Source organism: Ignavibacteriota bacterium (assembly GCA_016218045.1).
GTDB lineage: Bacteria > Bacteroidota > Ignavibacteria > SZUA-365 > SZUA-365 > JACRFB01.
In genome coordinates this window covers 319,479-335,886 of record JACRFB010000001.1, presented here as the reverse complement: position 1 = coordinate 335,886, position 16,408 = coordinate 319,479, and the positions used below count along the sequence as shown (strand labels likewise).

Below are 16,408 nucleotides of genomic sequence, written 5' to 3'. Positions count from 1 at the left end.
TTCACGCCTTTACGCCTTCACGCCTTTACGCCTTCACGCCTTTACGCCTTCACGCCTTTACGCCTTCACGCCTTTACGCCTTCACGCCTTTACGCCTTCACGCCTTTACGCCTTCACGCCTTCACGCCTTTACGCCTTTACGCCTTCACGCCTTTACGCCTTTACGCCTTCACGCCTTTACGCCTTTACGCCTTCACGCCTTCACGCCTTCACTCCTTTACGCCTTCACGCCTTCACGCCTTTACGCCTTTACGCCTTTACGCCTTTACGCCAAAACTCCCTATATTTGACCGTTTGTACCCAAGGACATCGAGGATTGAAGACATGACCATGAATCTTGACATGATCGACCGCGTGTACGCGGCATTCGGTAGTAAGGTGGACGCAGCCCGGGCGTTGCTCGGGCGTCCGTTGACGTACGCCGAGAAAGTGCTCTATACGCACGCATGGGAAAGTCCCGCGGCGCCATTCACTCGCGGGAAGGATTATGTGGACTTTGGTCCGGACCGTGTCGCAATGCAGGATGCAACCGCGCAGATGGCGCTGCTGCAATTCATGAGCGCGGGCATACCGACGGTTGCCGTGCCGTCAACGGTGCACTGCGATCATTTGATACTGGCGGAAAAGGGCGCGAAGAGTGATCTGCTGTCGGCACTGGATCTCAACCGTGAGGTGTACGAGTTTCTCGCCTCCGTCTCGAAAAAATATGGGATCGGATTCTGGAAACCAGGTGCTGGAATTATTCACCAGGTTGTGCTGGAAAACTACGCCTTTCCGGGTGGCATGATGATCGGCACCGATTCCCATACTCCCAATGCGGGCGGTCTGGGGATGGTTGCCATAGGTGTCGGTGGAGCAGACGCGGTGGATGTGATGGCGGGTATGCCGTGGGAATTGAAATTTCCCAAGCTCATCGGCGTGAAGCTCACAGGCCGCCTGCGCGGCTGGACTTCACCAAAAGACGTCATTCTGAAGCTCGCGGGTATACTCACCGTTAAGGGCGGGACGGGAGCCATTGTCGAGTACTTCGGAGAAGGATGTCGGAATATTTCCGCCACCGGCAAAGGCACCATCTGCAACATGGGTGCCGAAATCGGTGCCACAACATCTCTCTTCCCGTATGATGAAAAAATGGCCGGATACCTGAAGGCGACTGCACGTCCGGATGTGGCGGAGCGTGCTGATCGCATCGCAGAGCATCTTCGCGCCGATGCCGAAGTCGAATCGAATCCCGAATCCTACTTCGATCAGGTCATACATATTGATCTCGACACCCTCGAGCCGCATGTGAACGGACCCTTCACTCCTGACCGTGCATTTCCCATTTCCGAATTCGCACAGGCCGTGCGCGAGAACGGGTGGCCCGAGGAGTTGCGTGTAGCGCTGATAGGATCGTGCACAAACTCGAGCTATGAGGACATCGACCGCGTAGCGGCGGTTGCGCGCCAGGCACACGCGAAGGGACTGCGTGCAATTTCCGAGTTCACAATCACACCGGGTTCGGAGCAGGTACGCGCAACCATCGAGCGCGACGGTCAACTGGCGTTACTCGAGGAAATCGGCGGGCAGGTGCTTGCAAATGCGTGCGGACCCTGTATCGGCCAGTGGAAACGGCACGACGTGCAGAAGGGAGACCGAAACTCGATCATCACTTCGTTCAACCGCAATTTCACTGGGAGAAATGACGGGAATCCCGACACGCACGCTTTCGTGGCGAGTCCGGAAACGGTAGCCGCTCTTGCACTGGCGGGAAATCTGACCTTTGATTTTACGAAAGAGACACTGCGAAACGCGGCGGGAGAGGAAGTGCGTCTTGATCCTCCCACAGGCGAAGAGCTTCCGGCAACCGGGTTTGTGCCTGATCTGGACGGGTATGTTCAACCGGCCGAGGACGGTTCCGGCGTCATGGTTCACATCGATCCTGTCAGCAAACGTCTGCAGGCATTGGCGCCGTTCCCCGCTCCGCGTTCCGAGGAGTTCTCAAATATGCCGCTGCTTCTAAAAGTGAAAGGCAAGTGCACCACCGATCATATCTCGATGGCGGGTCCCTGGCTGCGCTTTCGCGGGCATCTCGATAACATCTCGAACAACATGTTCATCGGCGCAATAAACGCATTCAACGATACCGCCAACAAAGTGAAGAACCGGCTTACAGGCGCGCACGATGAAGTCCCTAACGTTGCACGCGCCTACAAGGCGGCCGGGCTCGGGTGGGTTGTTGTGGGTGATGAAAACTATGGCGAAGGATCAAGCCGCGAACATGCGGCGATGGAACCACGCCATCTCGGTGGAAAAGCGATCATCGTCAAATCCTTTGCGCGGATCCATGAGACAAATCTGAAGAAACAGGGAATGCTGCCCCTGACATTTGCGAATCCGGCCGATTACGATAAGATCGCGGAAGACGACACTTTCACACTCGATCTCGATATGTTTGCTCCCGGTACGCCGGTGTCGATGACCATTACACACAGCGATGCAAGCACCGATGCCATTGTGCTGAACCACACGTTTAATGCACAGCAAATCGATTGGTGGAAGGCAGGCAGCGCATTGAACCTGATTGCCGCGCGCGGCAAATAAACATTTCGGAAACCGGCAGCGTGTTGGGCGCGGCGGAAATCTCCCGTCGCGCCCGTTTCTTTTTCACCCGAGAAAAATATTTCCCGAAGAATGGGAACAAATCGGGCATTCGCCGCGTGTAAGGACTGGGAGTCACTTTCATCGATGGGGAGATTCATATGACCACTTCATTCAGTTCCATCACACTGCAGGTCGTGCTAGCACCAGAGGGACGACGTTCTCTATTACCTCGTGCGGCTGCGCCGGAGCTGCGCGCGTCTCTTGCCGACATAGTCGCGTCAAAGGGCCAGACTCTCCTGGCTAGCGCCTGCCTTCCGGATCATGTACACCTCCTGCTCACAATCGACGCGGACACGGTCGTTTCAAAATTTCTCCAGCAGGTGAAGTCTGCATCCACCTTATGGATGAACAGGAAACGTTTCCTGCCGGACAATTTTTCCTGGCAACGGGGCTTTGGTGTGTTCGGATATTCACAAACGCATATCCCCGCGCTCGAAGAGTATTTCAATCGGCAGGAATCGTACCACAGGGAGCATTCCTTCCGCGAGGAATACACCCGGCTGCTGCGGCACATGGAGATCCCTTTCGAGGACCGTCACCTCTTTGAGTTCTATGATGAAGTACGGACGTGGCGCGGGGATGAGGCACCCCGGCCTCGAGTACTGCGTCAAAGGGATCCAGAACCGTTGGTCTTTTCCGGCGAACTGCTCGCCGATGCGGTTGTCCGTGCGGTGACGGGGTGACTATGCCGCGAGTACAGAGTCACATTCTCGTGCATACGATGCTTTTCTCAAGCGACAATGGTTTCCGGTTGGACGCCAGAATGCGTAGAAGGGTGAACGCGTTTATTGCGCAGTGGCATCGCCGCGAGAAACACACTCTGCATGCTGTCTCGATGGAGGCCGATCATCTCCATCTGTTGGCGCAACTGCGACCATCTGTGGCTAGTGGGGCGTATGTGAAAAAAATCAAATCGGCAGTGGCACGGTGGATCAACCGGCGTCATCCCAACGACCGGCGTTTCCTGTGGGATCATGAGTGGCGATCATTCTCGATATCATCTTCGCGAAAAGAGAGTGAACGCGCCGTCATCTTCTCGCAGTGGCGTGTTCACAAGCGTCGTGATTCGCGCACCGAACTCGCCATCCTGCAGAGGCGCAATGGTCTGCGCTCCTGACCGCGTCTCCCCGTGCTTCCGTCTCCATGCCGAAAGGATCGAAGTAACAGACAAGAACATCCGATGTTCGTGTTCTGATCCGGGCCGCAGATCGATCGCATCACACGCATTGTGTGGCACGTCGCAGCCGTCAGACAGACGGGGACTATCAGTCGCGTCGCTCGCTCCGCAGAAGCGCAAGGAATTCGATGTAATTTCGCACTGCCTTCACCTTTTCACGGAGCGTCTCGTCGCTGAAGGTCCGGGCGATGTCCGCCAGAATTTCCAATTGCGCCACATCGTCGGCCTCAGGTGTGAGGATAAGGACTATGATGCGCGCCACCTTTCCATCAGGGGCATCGAAATCGATGCCATCGGCGGAGAGGCCGAAGGCGAGCACAGGGGAGGTGAGACCCGCGATGCGCGCGTGAGGGACCGCAAGCTCGTTGCCCAGGCCGGTTGCGAGCATCTCTTCGCGCTCCCATACCGCCGTTGCGATCGATTGAGTGTTGGCCACAGCCGGCACTGTGCGCGCAAGTTCCTCGATGGCGGCACGTCGATCGGTTGCGCGGAGCCCGGGCACGAAACAGCGCGCGCTGAGAAAATCGGTGAATCGCTTTCGCTTCGTGCGTTGCAGGATACGTTCCATGAGAGGACCGCTCATCATGGATGTCACGATGGCCATCACAACGATAGCCACGAACATGCGCGCATCGATGACTCCGCTTTGAAAGGCAAGCAAGCCCAGAATGATGCCCATGGATCCAACGGAAATCATCCCACTGCCCACAGCGAATGCTTCGCGCCACGACGAACCACCCACGCGTGCGCCAAGACTGCTGCCGGTTATTTTACCTGTAATCGCAATTGCCAACACGATGAGGCAGAGAACGGGATCAAAGTTGGTGATAAAATTCAACTGCAGTCCGATACTGGCAAAAAACAGCGGTGCAAAAATGAACGAGATGAAGCGGTCCATAATGGCGCGTGTTTGTTCGCGGAGATGTGATGAATCTCCGAGAGCGACACCGAAGATAAAGGAGCCGAAAATTGCATGAATGCCGATCCACTCCGTGTACGCGGCGCTTGCGAGAGCGGCCGCCAATGCGAACGCAAGCACGCCGCCGGGCCAGCTCGTATGCGCCTGAATCCACGGGAGGACTCGGTGGATGATCCAACGTCCTACGGTGAGCATACCGACCGCAAACCCGATGGTAAGAAGAATGGTGCTGCTCACGACCATGTCGCCTGTTGCACCCGATCCGATCATGCCGAGCAATACGGCAAAGAACATCCAGCCGATCAGATCGTCAACAATTGCTGCCGAAATCACGATCATTCCCAAATCACTCCGGTACAGATTAAGATCCATGAGTGTTTTTGCAATGACGGGAAGTGCCGAAATCGACATCGCTACAGCGAAGAAGAGGGCAAAAATGAGCAGATCGCCGCCGCCTATCCATGATGTGTTTCGGAGCAGAAAGTAGGCGACCGAGAATCCGAGAATCGCCGGTATTGTGATGCCGAAAAGACTCACAAGCAGTGCTTTCTTGCCCTGCCGCCAGACGATGGAAAGATCCACTTCCATCCCTGCGACGAGGAGAAACAGGACAATCGCTACGGTTGTTAATCCGTTGAGCGCAAGGGCGTTTGAACCCTGCGCGGGAAAAATCGTCGCGTGAAGGTAGGGCGACAGAGTTCCGAGTACTGTAGGTCCCAACAGGATCCCCGCAAGAATTTCGCCGAGCACCGAAGGTTGATTGAATCGTTTCATGAGCTCGCCGAGTGCACGCGCAGTAGCCAGAAGGATGGCGAGTGCAAGCAGAAAGATCACGATTTCTCCCGTGGCGAGACGCCCCCCCATCTCAAACCTCCGTGCTGTCGGCCGTCGCCTGCGGACGAAACATCAGGAAATCGCAGGGCAGTGATTCAAGCGCGTATTCCACATCGTGCTGGAAAATCTTGTCGAGAAGCCCGAGTCGGCGTCGCGGCGCGGCTGTGATCAGCAGATCGAATCCCTTGGCAACACAATACTCGGACGCCTGCACTCCCCTGCGACCGAGCAGGCAGTGTGCGTGCACTGTGAGTCCGGAAAAATCTATGTCGTCTATGAACGCGTGTAACCGTGCTTCCTCCTCCGCCTCGAACTGGGCCTGGACCTGCTCCTCCTCCCGGATATCGGAAGCATCTTCCAATCCCGCGCGTAATGCCGGGAGTTCGTATTCATACAACACGTGAAGGTTCTCGGCTCCGAAGGGGAGCACAAATGCGGCCGCAAACGCAAGTGCCTCCTTTGATGCAGCGTCTATGTCGAGCCGGACGGCAGGGGCGCGAAGAGGGCGTGATTCCGCGGAGGGTGCGGTAATAAGAACAACGGAGCGTTGCGCTTTCCTGGCGATTTTTCTGGCGACACTGCCTATATAATATCCGAGCATGCCCTCGCGTTGCAATGCGCCCGCGACAATCAAGTCCGCATTGTATTCCTCGGCACAACTGCAGACGACATCATCTACTTTTCCGGGACGGATGGAGACTGATGCCACGCCTATGTCGCCACATGCTGCCCGAATAATCCCGTCCAGCGCGTCACGCACACCGGGCGTATCCTCCCCGGCATGCAGGAAAATGGCGTTCGCTCCGTGTGCGCGCGCGATGCGATGGGTTTCGGCCGCAACGGCGATACCGCGCTCACTCAGGGAAACACTTGCGAGGACCGTGCGAATGGGGGGGATGATGCCGGCAGCTACTGGTGACATATTAGCCCTTCGAAGATGGCATGCGTGGCAGCGCGAAGTATACGTCATTCGTCACAGCAGCGCAATCGGAAATCCGCTGGATTATTATGCGGATCTCGTCCCATGCATTGCACACAACACTGGTCTCGGGTAGATTAACCTGATGGAAACAGACTCGGTACGCCCCGCCCTGCGTGTGCATCTTGCATTGCTCGTTGTACAGTTGACATTCGGCGGCTTCAGTGTGTTTGGGAAATATGTACTCGGGACGGTTCCGCCGCTTGCCGTTGCCGGACTCCGTGTGCTCTTTGCCACACCCATCATTTATGCGATCGCCTGGCATCGGCACAAAGTGGTGCCGCCGCGGCGGGAGATGCCGATGCTCGCACTGCTCGGATTGCTGGGCGTCTGTGCAAATCAATTGATGTTCATCGTGGGTCTGAAATACACCACTGCGATCAACGCCACGATTCTTATCACATCCATACCCGTATTCACCGTGCTTGTCGCGGCGCTGCTCCGCGTCGAGCGCTTGCAAAAACATCGCCTGCCGGGAGTGGCTCTCGCCGTGGCAGGGGCTCTAGTGATGCTCGACCCATCACAGCTTTCGCTGCAGGGCACATCGTCAGTCGGAAATCTCCTGATCGTCCTCAATTGTCTGAGTTATGCCGGCTTCCTGGTTTTGGCGACACCGGTTTTAAAACGACTCCCGCCCTTTACTGTTGTTGCGTGGAGCTACGTCTTTGGCGGCAGTGCTGTCTTTGTGGTGAGTCTCCCGTCACTGTTTGCACTGGATCTTTCTGTGATACCGGCGTCTGCATGGATCGGTGTCGGATACATTGTCGTCTTTGCGTCCGTCGTCAGCTATGCACTGAATACCTGGGCGATCAGGCACTCGTCGTCGGCGCTCGTTGCGACGTACACCACTCTTCAGCCGGTGGTCGCGGCAGTGCTCGCGGTCCTGTTCCTCGGCGAATCCGCCGGATGGCGTGAAGCCGCGGGTTTTGTTTTTATTGTCGCAGGATTGGTGTGGATCACCCGGAGCCGGTTACCGCGTGCCGGACGGAATGCGGAATAAAGGATCCGATGGTCTGATACTGTCGTGCATGCGTCGCAAGGCCTCGAGTGCGGCGCGGCTGCCTCGTTGCGCGCAGCCCCGGTAGAGCCGGGTTGCTGCTCCTGGGTTGCGCGGCAACACAACTCCCGCCTCGAGCATGCGTGCTATTGCAACGCGCGCGAGTATTGAGCCGTGCGTGTCCGCTCTGCGCAACGTTATGAGATGCTGTGCTGCGTCGATGTCCACGGCGTCCGGCGCGAGCAGCGTGCTCCCGGCCGCGCGGATTGCGGCTTCGGCATTTCCAGCGGTTGCGGCACGTCGCCACAAGAACAGCGCTTTCTCCTTGTTTTGAGTCACCCACCGTCCGGTCTGGTGGCAGATGCCGAGATGCACCTCCGCTATGCTGCTCCCGCGTTCTGCTGCCTTCAGAAGAAGATCATAGGCCTGTCGCTCGGTGATGTGTCCGTCGAATTCAAGCGCGACGAGTTCGGACTGTACAAACATCGCACGAGTTTCACCTTCCGAAACCCGGGCCTGCAGCACACCGAGGAAACCCTTGGTCCGTGTCAGCGTCCATAATAATTGTGCCGCGCGAGGGGACTCCATATAAATCGCTCTGATGTACAGTTCTGCTGCGTGCACGGGATCCCTCGTCATTCCCATGCCCTCCTGGATGCAGTACCCAAGAAAGGTCAGAACCTCGGGGTTCCCAACATCGGCAGCCGGAAATAATGGATGGAGGAGAGTCTGGTCAGTCGAATCACCTGTTGCAAGCGCATACACACCCGTAGAATCGGGCCCGCTCAATCCTGCGGTGGCGATGGCGTCACGGGCAAGGCCGCGAGCGTCGGGCTGCGATGGAACCGTGTCGCGTCGAAAATCCAGCAATACAGGCGACCATGTTCCGCTGGAACCCGGATTACTGTCTTCGTCAGAATCGGAAACACTTTGAGCAATCGAATCCGATACACCATTTCGTGTTGCGATGGATTCGAGCTCCGGCAGTAGGGCGCGTGACGGAACAAATCCCGAATCCGCGGCGAGACGAACCCATTTCAACGCTGTTTTCCAGTCGCGTGCAACCACGAGATTCTCGGTGTATGTCAAACCTAAAACATGCTGGGCTTCGGTCTGTCCGCGCTCAGCGGCAAACCGAATGTGCCGGTACGCAGCAAATGGATCCCATGTGATACCCCAGCCATTCGCAAGCAACAGACCGTAATTGTAGTTCGCAAGCGCCAGTTTTTGAGAGGCCGCTTTTCCTATCCAATAGGCGGCTTTTGCCGTATCGGCTTGAAAGCCGTCACCGAACAGGTAGCGCAAACCGAGTTCGTGTTGAGCAAACTGATCGCCTGCATTTGCTTCACGAACGAGCTGCAGGTCCCGCCATTGTTGTGCCGGATCCGGATTTTGCGGCCGCGACTTTTGCTGCCTCGGGCGATATCCGCGGAAAACCGGGCTGTTCCCGTATTCCTGCGCGTCTACATGAGCGGCCGTAGCAATCACGCAGAATATCACCGCGAACGATCGGACAGGGAGGCGCGTGTATCGTCGCGGCGAGTGTGTCTGTGGCATGCTGCAATGTGCATCCCGCAACCCCGCTCTCGCAACCCCAAAAACACGCAACCGTTCGGCTGTCCTGCGTACGCTGTTCTGTGTATCTTCGTCAATGATCCGTCCATACATCTTTGCCTTCGTCATTCTGCCGTGTATATCGTTGCAGGTATATGGGCAGAGCTGGCAGCGGCTGCTCCAGGAGAAGGAATGCTCTGCCGACAGCAGTGTGTACGGTCTTGCAATTGACAGCACCGGTCGTGTGCTCCTTGCAGGGGAAGACGGCCTGGCCTATTTCAGCGAAGACAAGTCCGTGAGCTTCACTCCACTTCGAATCGGAACAGCCATCGACCTGTACGACACCGGTTTCCCTTCCCGATTTACTCTCGCCGTATGTGGCGACAGCGGTGTATTTCTTCTTAGTCCGGACAATGGCGCAACATGGGTGCGGACGAAGCTTGACGGATTCGAGACGCGCGCGCACTACGCCATGTGCTGGATCGACAGCTCGACAGCGCTGCTCGGTGGCGGTTCGCGTGCTGTCGCTCATGGGTCTCTGGCTGTTCCCGATGGCTATATTCTTCGAAGTCTCGACGGTGGCAAAACGTGGGCTTCAACATTTGTAGATCCCGGAAGTTTCGTGTGGGCGCTTGCGGCAGAAAGACAGGGTCCCAAGAGACGGTGCTTTGCTGCAGTGTACAGTCCGCTTTCAGGAGGGAGAATCCTCGTCTCAACGGACAATGGAGGCGGTTGGTCGGTGGCGGTCAACAACCTTCCGTTTCTGCCGCACGATATCGCAACGGGATTTGGATCCGGTGGAATCATTACCGTCGGCGGGAACCCCTTCGCTCTTGCGGGCAATCCACGAATTGCATGGATGGATGAACTCGGCACGTGGTCGATTCTCCCCGACACTCTCCCATCGGTTGGTTTTGCATGGAGCGTTGCGGCGTCTTCGCAGGAGGCAGCACAAGCGTCGAACATCTTCGTCGGCACGCAGACGGGAGCAATTCTTATTTCCAACAACCACGGTGGCGGTTGGCGCTTGGATGGTGGAGGCGGCGAGATCCATTGCCCCGTGTATGCCCTTGCGACGCGACAGCTCGATAACCCTGGTGCCTCCTCACTGACACTCGCCGCCGGCAGCGGGCGCGGTCTATTCCGCCGGCAATTCGATCCCAGTGGCAACGATACGCCTGCATTTGCAGCATCGCCGCGATTGGCTGTAGAGGTTTTTCCTCAGCCCGTGGTGGCACGGAATGGGAGTCTGGTCGTAATCGGCGTTCGCGATATCGTCGCAGCCCCACTGCGGATTACTCTCATTGACTTGCTGGGTCGGCTAGTGATGAGTATCGAGTGCGGCGTGCCTTCCGGTACATTTCAGAGCATTCGAATGGAACTTCAGGATGTACCAGCCGGCTGTTATGTGATACACGCGCAGAATGGAACGCGGACTGGCCATGCACTGATCACGATCCTCTGAAGCCCGGACTGAAAACACGTCACGAACTACACACCGCTCCGAACCGTGCTTCTGTCGCTAAATTTCTTGGGGCGATTAGTGAAGCTGTCTCGAAAGGCGGAGTATGGTGCCCGCCGAGCCTACGGTCACAAGAGTCGAATCGTCTGGAAAATGCAATGAATTCAGGGATTCGGTCTCGGCACGCGTGAAGAGATTCCACCCTGAGAGGTCGGAATTTGATCGAAGGACAATACCCCTGTTGCACGCAGCCCATCCAACGCCATTACGATCGAAGCGCAGGCGTTGGATCGTTGCATTGTATACCTGCTTCACGGACCATGAGGCGCCCGCATCTGTGGTCTGTGCGATCAATCCATTGTACCCCGCGATCCAGCACTCGCGCAGGGTTCGTGACAGGACTGTGGTAATGGGCATCGCAGATGGCGGCTGGCGCTTTGTCCAGTGAGCACCACCGTCTGTTGTTGCGAGTAACAAGCCCTGCACCGACGAGCACCATCCGTGAAGCGAATCAGCGAATGAAATTGCATCGAGCATGAGGCCCGTTCCGGAAGTCTGCTCCGACCATGTCGCTCCCCTGTCCGTCGATTTTAATATGACACCCTTTTCACCTGAGAGCCACACACATCCCCAGCCCGCTGCTGCAAGTCCCGGAAGATGGTGGCGGATCCCCACGCTGCTTTTTGTCCACGTTCGCCCGCTGTCGCTGCTGCGGAAAATGCTCGCCCAGAATCCTGCGGCAATTGCTTCAGCAGGGGAGAAGAAATGGACATTGCGAAAGGCGAACTGGTCGGTGGATTTCTGTGGAGTCCATGTCTGCCCGCCATCAGATGTCCGCTGTATCACGCCATAGTCGCCAACAGCAATTCCGATGTGCGTGGTTGAGAAGGCTACATCCCACAGAGTCGTTTTTGTTATCTCCGGGACTGGAGCGACGCGCTTCTGTGCGTTCAGTTCTCCTGCCACACTCAGACTGAACAGGACTGAAAAGGCGACAGCAGTCGCCATGCGTGGATTATGGAAGTGATGTTGCGGGATCATTTCATTCAAAAGTACTGTTCTGACTAGATTACAAACTTTCACAGTGAGAAACGAGGATTCGCGTGGAATGGATTACCGACCCGTCGGCTTGGATCGCCCTGCTGACATTGACGGTGCTCGAGATAGTGCTCGGCATCGACAACATCATCTTTATTTCCATCATGACGGGAAAACTGCCGGCGAAGAAACAGCCGAAGGCCCGGATGGTGGGGCTTGCGCTCGCTATGCTCACGCGTATCGGACTTCTCTTTTCGTTGTCGTGGATCATGCGGCTCACAGCGCCGCTGTTTACACTCGTCGGCGCCGAAATTTCCGGCCGGGATATCATTCTGCTCCTCGGTGGCGCATTCCTCATTTTTAAAAGCACGCATGAGATTCATGACAAGCTCGAAGGAGAGGAGGAGAAGGCGCGCAGTCGCATGAAGGCATCGTTTGCCAATGTCATCGTGCAAATCGTGCTGCTCGATATCGTCTTCTCACTCGATTCGGTCATCACTGCGATCGGAATGGCGAATCAGCTCGAGGTGATGGTACTTGCAGTGGTGCTTGCGGTCGGTGTCATGATGTTTGCCGCGAAACCGATAGGTGTCTTTGTTGAGAAACACCCAACGATAAAGATGCTGGCCCTGAGCTTCCTGTTGCTGATCGGCTTGTCCTTGATTGCGGAAGGTCTCGACCAGCACATCCCCAAGGGCTACGTGTATTTTTCGATGGGCTTCTCGGTATTTGTCGAGATGCTCAATCTCCGTGTGAAGAAAAGGCGAGGCACGCCTGTCGCATTACGACAACGACCCGCCCCGTCCCCGGAACGCGGTTCCTGAATCATCCGAGCGACGTGATTATTGCGTTATCAGGACCGGCGCTGCAAGTCGTACCAATGTTCCATTTTCCATTTCAGCTTCAATCGTCAGCATATATACGCCTGGAGGCGCAGGTGAAGGCAGCGACCCAAAATCCAGGTGTTCAATGTGTCGTCCTGCATCACGCCTGCCCCAAGTCACCAACACCAAGCTCCTGCCGAGGAGGTCACGGAGTCCGAGACGGAGATTGGCCGTGGGGCGCATGAGTCCGTACTCGATGGCTAATGGCTGCCCTTGTTGACATGGCTGGGGCGACAACGCGATGATGCGCGCATCAGGTGTTTCGGCCACGGTGCCTGCAGCATTGAACTGATCGCCGATACCATCGACCGGGATGCGATGCGGTGAAGCCGGATCGTCGCTCTCGATGTTAACCTTTGAAGCAAAGGAACCCACTTCGGTTGGTCGAAAAGTTACCGAGAATTGAACATATCCGTTGGGCGGAACGGTGGTCGCAGTAAAGCCATCGATGGTAAACTGATCGGCACGTCCGCTGTCGAGTTGCGCACGAAGCAGACGGAGATCTATGCCTCCCGTGTTCCGGACTTCAACGGTTTTGGTGCTCGTACGTGTGATCATCACGCGGTCAAAACGAACACGGCTCGGGCTTGTGGTGAGCGTGGGGTAGCCGCCTGCGCCGCGTAGCGTGATGCGCCGGACCGAGTCTGTCGTCGCGTTGATAACCTCGAGGATCGCGCTCCTCGAGCCCTCGCCCGAAGGAGTGAAGCGTAACCGCAACGGCAGCGATGATCGCTCGTCAACGATGAAAGGAACCGTGTCTGGATGCAGTACAGAAAAATCACCCGGATGTTCACCAGTGAAACGAAGATTGGTAACCACAAGTGGCCCGGTCCCGGAATTGGTAATGCAGTCAACAATCTGTGTATCGATCGGAGAGCCGACACGGCTGGGTCCAAAAATAAAGAGTGAAGGAGTCGAAATCTTTGGATTCGTACCGGTTCCTCTCAAAGGAATCAGAAACGGATCGACGGAAAAATTACTCTTGATGCGTACCTGTGCTTCCCTCAAACCCGTAGTCGTTGGCGTAAATGCAAGCGGGATCCGGAGCGAAGAATCGGTCTTGAGTGTGATTGGGAGTGTGGCCGGACTCGTGATGCGGAAATCAGCCGCGCCATTGTTTCCTGGCGGTCTGCGGATGTCGGTGATCGTGAGATCGACGGGACCGGAATTCGAAACTACGAGTGTATCAAATGTGGTACTGCTGACAGGACGGATCCCAAACCGCACGGTGTCTCTCATCGAACTCAACCACGGAGCATAGTCGACCTTTTGTGCATATATGTCGGCCTGTCCGTCGGCGACACGTCCGTCAACCCATACAACGATTGCGGAGCCGCGACCGGATGCGACAATTTGTGGTCGCAGTTGGTCGTGCTCTTCCTTGATCAGCACCGTGCCGTTGAGGTCCCATCCCGTGAAGTTCGTCAGCCCCGCCGCCGATATGCGGTTTATGTACAGATCGTAGTCGAAGGTGTTCCTCTTGTCCTGCCAGACTATGAATGCTCCGCCTGCACTGTCGCTGAGCACCTGGGCCAGTTCCTGTGTCGTGCCCGCAATAGTGCATATCGGCTGCCCGTAGATGGAGGCAGTCTGTGGGATTGTCCCGTCGGGGAGGATTGCCCCGGTGTACACATCTCCATCCGTGAGGCCGTTGCGAAAGTCCGTCCATGAGGCCGTTGCGCCACCGCGCCCGTCATCGGTGAAAAAGACCCCCGACTGCGATTTCGGCGAGATTGCGATCTGATATCCTTGGTCAAAGCTCTGCGCTCCGGTCGAATCTATAAGCTGGAGATACAGTGCTGCTGCTGCATTGCCTGATCGAAAATCCTGCCACAGAACCGCTGCGCGTCCTTGACTCATGGCAACTACTCGAGGTGCGATCTGACGGTCGTTGTACACAGCAATTGGCGCATCTGAAGCCCATGCACGGCTGCCGTCGCCCCGCAGTCGCTGTCCATATACATCGTCTCCGGCCCTGCGGTCCATCCACACGATAAACGCGCCGCCATTTCCATCACACGCGAGATCGGGGTACATCTGATCACCTGGGGCGTTCGTGACCGCTACGCCGCTGTCTCCCCAGAGAGGGACGTTCGAAGCGCCGAATCGCTGGGCGTAGATATCGTTGTCCTGTCCACGTTTGTCCTGCCATGCGATGATACAGCCACCCTGTCCGTCCGAGCGAATTGCGGCCCATTGCTGATCATGTTGCGCGCGACACACCGGATAGCCGTTTTCGCTCCATTGAATCCTTCCTGCAGAATCGATGCGCTGCGCATAAATATCGTACGAGCCGTTGCCGCGATGCCACCACGCGACATAGGCGCCACCCGCGCCGTCTGTTACAATGCCGGCCAATTGCTGGCCTGTATTTGCGGAACTGATCCGGATGCCGTCAGTCATCCATGGTCGTGCACCGACTGCGCTGATTCGTGCTGCGTAAATCCCGGGTGCGGTTCCGCTGCGAATGTCCTCCCAAACGGCAATCGCTCCACCTCGACCATCTGTTGTTGCGTAGGGGTTCTTTTGCCAACCCGCTGCGGTGCAGAGTGCCCTCCCTTGTGCTTCCCAGCGGAGGATCTGTGCGATTACATTCTCTTGACAACAGAGGAGAAGAACCGCCATGGTGAAGACAAACCGTGCGATTGACATGATGCATCCCGCCGTAAATATGACTGAATGCATGAAAGGTATTCAACAGACATCGCAGGATCAATCCCCTCAGGCCATCATGGTTGAAAAAACAGAACGAGGACGGGCGTCCTCGTTCTGCAAACCGGCTGTGCCGGGGTGAATCCGCACCCGATGCGAAGATAGGTCATCGGGAGTATTCATGAGTTCCGGAGTAGGAAAGGCCTTGGGAGAAGTGCCGCTCTATGAGCCTGTTCAAAGGGAGGTGAAGTTGAGTCTATCCATCTTGAGGGTAGGAACCTTTCGCCTGCCGGACTCATATATAAAACATGTATACCTGATGGAACGTTACACATTATCCATCGATTTTCGGTGCAATTCTTTTTCTCCATACCTTGAGTCCCCGGTTCTTCCCAGTCAACGCACTTCTCCGCAACAATCCACTCGCACATATGAGCAGAACAAACCTCATCACCGCGTCCGAATTGCGGACCGAAATCAACCATCCTTCTCTCCGGATATTTGATTGCCGCCACGACCTCGGCAGGCCTGAAGCGGGTCGTCAGGACTACATGCAGGCGCATATTCCATCGGCCGTCTTCTGCGCTCTCGACGAGCACCTGTCCGATCCGGTTGGTTCGCACGGAGGAAGACATCCACTGCCTTCTATCGAGCGTATGGAACGCGTCTTTTCAGCACTCGGAATACAGAGTGGGACCTCCAACGTGGTAGCCTATGATGACGCGGGCGGCTCTTGGGCTGCACGTCTGTGGTGGATGCTCCGCTATCTCGGGCATGATTGTGTCAGGATTCTCGACGGCGGATTCACCGCGTGGAAATCGCTTCCCGGTGATACGGAAATGGGATCGGGTACACCTCCCGCCCCCGCTGTGTTTCGGGCAGAACCGCATTTGGGAATGCGTGTTGATATCGACAAGGTGAAAGGACGCGCCGACGGCGTGCATCTTGTGGATGCGCGTGCAGCGGAAAGATTCCGCGGCGATAACGAACCAATTGATCCGATTGCCGGCCATATCCCGGGCGCGGTGAATCTGCCCTGGGCGGGCAATCACAGCGCATCATTGCACCTGCTGCCCGTCGAGCAATTGCGTGCGCGGTACGAGAACCTGCATCCTGAATCTATTTTTTACTGTGGCTCGGGGGTGACATCCTGCATTTCCGTCCTTGCAATGGAAGAAGCGGGACTCGGCATGCCGCGCCTATACACAGGGAGTTGGAGCGATTGGATCTCCTGGCCGGATAATCCCGTCGCGACGGGAGACTGACGCG

Annotated in this window: 13 protein-coding genes; 8 read left to right on the top strand and 5 right to left on the bottom strand. The window is 56.6% G+C overall.

What is annotated here, in order from left to right:
* Positions 1 to 324: 324 nt before the first annotated feature.
* The 3 genes from HY962_01210 (at position 325) to HY962_01200 (ending at position 3,760) form a co-directional block, all read left to right on the top strand.
* The gene (locus tag HY962_01210; GenBank protein ID MBI5645522.1) at positions 325 to 2,583 is read left to right on the top strand and encodes an aconitate hydratase; all 2,259 of its coding nucleotides are present in this window, start codon (positions 325 to 327) and stop codon (positions 2,581 to 2,583) included.
* A gap of 158 nt (positions 2,584 to 2,741) precedes the next feature.
* Positions 2,742 to 3,326, top strand: coding sequence for a transposase (locus tag HY962_01205; GenBank protein ID MBI5645521.1), 585 nt, complete (start codon positions 2,742 to 2,744; stop codon positions 3,324 to 3,326).
* Positions 3,327 to 3,364: 38 nt separating this feature from the next.
* Positions 3,365 to 3,760 (top strand): transposase, encoded by a 396-nt coding sequence (locus HY962_01200; protein ID MBI5645520.1) that lies wholly within the window; start codon positions 3,365 to 3,367, stop codon positions 3,758 to 3,760.
* A gap of 148 nt (positions 3,761 to 3,908) precedes the next feature.
* Here HY962_01200 and HY962_01195 read toward each other — a convergent pair whose 3' ends face one another.
* Positions 3,909 to 5,603, bottom strand: a complete 1,695-nt coding sequence (locus HY962_01195) for a cation:proton antiporter (protein MBI5645519.1) — start codon at positions 5,601 to 5,603, stop codon at positions 3,909 to 3,911.
* A 1-nt stretch (position 5,604) separates the two neighbouring features.
* Positions 5,605 to 6,495: a universal stress protein gene (locus HY962_01190; GenBank protein MBI5645518.1), complete on the bottom strand. Its 891-nt coding sequence runs from the start codon at positions 6,493 to 6,495 to the stop codon at positions 5,605 to 5,607.
* Positions 6,496 to 6,637: 142 nt separating this feature from the next.
* Between HY962_01190 and HY962_01185 the strand changes: the two genes are divergently transcribed.
* Entirely contained in the window at positions 6,638 to 7,552 is a 915-nt protein-coding gene (locus tag HY962_01185; protein MBI5645517.1) for an EamA family transporter, read from the top strand.
* Here the strand turns inward: HY962_01185 and HY962_01180 are convergent.
* A complete protein-coding gene (locus HY962_01180; GenBank protein MBI5645516.1) occupies positions 7,523 to 9,106 on the bottom strand; it encodes an SEL1-like repeat protein in 1,584 nt (527 codons plus the stop codon). The two genes, HY962_01185 and HY962_01180, sit on opposite strands and share 30 nt — an antisense overlap.
* A 94-nt stretch (positions 9,107 to 9,200) precedes the next feature.
* Between HY962_01180 and HY962_01175 the strand changes: the two genes are divergently transcribed.
* Entirely contained in the window at positions 9,201 to 10,568 is a 1,368-nt protein-coding gene (locus tag HY962_01175; GenBank protein MBI5645515.1) for a hypothetical protein, read from the top strand.
* Positions 10,569 to 10,643: 75 nt separating this feature from the next.
* Here HY962_01175 and HY962_01170 read toward each other — a convergent pair whose 3' ends face one another.
* Positions 10,644 to 11,573, bottom strand: a complete 930-nt coding sequence (locus tag HY962_01170; protein ID MBI5645514.1) for a hypothetical protein — start codon at positions 11,571 to 11,573, stop codon at positions 10,644 to 10,646.
* Between the two features lie 95 nt (positions 11,574 to 11,668).
* Here HY962_01170 and HY962_01165 point away from each other — a divergent pair, with 95 nt between their 5' ends.
* Positions 11,669 to 12,427, top strand: a complete 759-nt coding sequence (locus tag HY962_01165) for a TerC family protein (protein MBI5645513.1) — start codon at positions 11,669 to 11,671, stop codon at positions 12,425 to 12,427.
* Between the two features lie 18 nt (positions 12,428 to 12,445).
* Here the strand turns inward: HY962_01165 and HY962_01160 are convergent, their stop codons facing one another.
* Positions 12,446 to 14,890, bottom strand: coding sequence for a choice-of-anchor D domain-containing protein (locus tag HY962_01160; protein MBI5645512.1), 2,445 nt, complete (start codon positions 14,888 to 14,890; stop codon positions 12,446 to 12,448).
* A 220-nt stretch (positions 14,891 to 15,110) separates the two neighbouring features.
* Between HY962_01160 and HY962_01155 the strand changes: the two genes are divergently transcribed.
* Both HY962_01155 and HY962_01150 read left to right on the top strand, forming a co-directional pair.
* Complete coding sequence (locus HY962_01155; GenBank protein MBI5645511.1) at positions 15,111 to 15,281, top strand: hypothetical protein; 171 nt, start codon at positions 15,111 to 15,113, stop codon at positions 15,279 to 15,281.
* 289 nt (positions 15,282 to 15,570) lie between these two features.
* Positions 15,571 to 16,404, top strand: coding sequence for a sulfurtransferase (locus HY962_01150; protein MBI5645510.1), 834 nt, complete (start codon positions 15,571 to 15,573; stop codon positions 16,402 to 16,404).
* Positions 16,405 to 16,408 lie beyond the last annotated feature (4 nt).

Bases quoted from the DNA above. Each gene is read 5' to 3' on its own strand.
- HY962_01150 (MBI5645510.1), top strand. From the start codon at position 15,571: ATGAGCAGAACAAACCTCATCACCGCGTCCGAATTGCGGACCGAAATC.
- HY962_01180 (MBI5645516.1), bottom strand. From the start codon at position 9,106: ATGCCACAGACACACTCGCCGCGACGATACACGCGCCTCCCTGTCCGA.
- HY962_01195 (MBI5645519.1), bottom strand. From the start codon at position 5,603: ATGGGGGGGCGTCTCGCCACGGGAGAAATCGTGATCTTTCTGCTTGCA.
- HY962_01205 (MBI5645521.1), top strand. From the start codon at position 2,742: ATGACCACTTCATTCAGTTCCATCACACTGCAGGTCGTGCTAGCACCA.
- HY962_01170 (MBI5645514.1), bottom strand. From the start codon at position 11,573: ATGGCGACTGCTGTCGCCTTTTCAGTCCTGTTCAGTCTGAGTGTGGCA.
- HY962_01155 (MBI5645511.1), top strand. From the start codon at position 15,111: ATGGTGAAGACAAACCGTGCGATTGACATGATGCATCCCGCCGTAAAT.
- HY962_01160 (MBI5645512.1), bottom strand. From the start codon at position 14,890: ATGACTGACGGCATCCGGATCAGTTCCGCAAATACAGGCCAGCAATTG.
- HY962_01190 (MBI5645518.1), bottom strand. From the start codon at position 6,495: ATGTCACCAGTAGCTGCCGGCATCATCCCCCCCATTCGCACGGTCCTC.
- HY962_01175 (MBI5645515.1), top strand. From the start codon at position 9,201: ATGATCCGTCCATACATCTTTGCCTTCGTCATTCTGCCGTGTATATCG.
- HY962_01185 (MBI5645517.1), top strand. From the start codon at position 6,638: ATGGAAACAGACTCGGTACGCCCCGCCCTGCGTGTGCATCTTGCATTG.
- HY962_01200 (MBI5645520.1), top strand. From the start codon at position 3,365: ATGCTTTTCTCAAGCGACAATGGTTTCCGGTTGGACGCCAGAATGCGT.
- HY962_01210 (MBI5645522.1), top strand. From the start codon at position 325: ATGACCATGAATCTTGACATGATCGACCGCGTGTACGCGGCATTCGGT.